Source organism: Paraburkholderia sp. SIMBA_054, assembly GCF_046534875.1.
GTDB classification, from domain to species: domain Bacteria; phylum Pseudomonadota; class Gammaproteobacteria; order Burkholderiales; family Burkholderiaceae; genus Paraburkholderia; species Paraburkholderia hospita.
Genome location: NZ_JAWRXV010000221.1, coordinates 1 through 520, shown reverse-complemented (window position 1 = coordinate 520; position 520 = coordinate 1). Strand labels below are relative to the sequence as shown.

The window sequence follows — 520 nt, the reverse complement described above, 5'->3', positions numbered from 1 at the left end:
GCGTCGCCCCTGTGCGGGGCGGCACCTACTTTTCTTTGCCGCCGCAAAGAAAAGTAGGGGCGGTTTCAAGGGTCAAGTGCAACACTTCATTTAGGATGTGTTGCATGGGACAAAAATACGAACACCTTGGTGCCGAGGAGCGCGGTGCCATCTTTGCAATGAAGCAGGAGAACAGGAGTACACGAGAGATTGCGCGTGTGTTACGGCGTTCACCAGCGACGATCAGTCGTGAACTCAGGCGCAATGGCTGGAAGCCGGACCATGAGCGAGGTCCAATGGGACGTCCCACCATCGCCGGCGGCTACAATGCAGCGAATGCGGGCCGCCGGGCGGCAAGGCTGCGGCGCAAGCCGCGCTGTGAGCGCAAGCTGCATCCTGACGGAACATTGTGGCCCGAGGTACGTCAATACCTGGAGGCGGGCCTCTCGCCTGAGCAGGTGTGCGCCCAACTCGAACGTGTGCATCCCGAAGAACCCGCCTTGAACGTCTCGCACGAAACGATCTACCACGCCATCTATGC

The 520-nt window shown here is 60.0% G+C and carries 1 protein-coding gene; it reads left to right on the top strand.

Translation table 11 applies throughout. The features are described from left to right. Positions 1-104 precede the first annotated feature (104 nt). A partial coding sequence (locus SB822_RS54860; protein ID WP_410858817.1) for a transposase occupies positions 105-520 on the top strand: 416 nt, incomplete at its 3' end.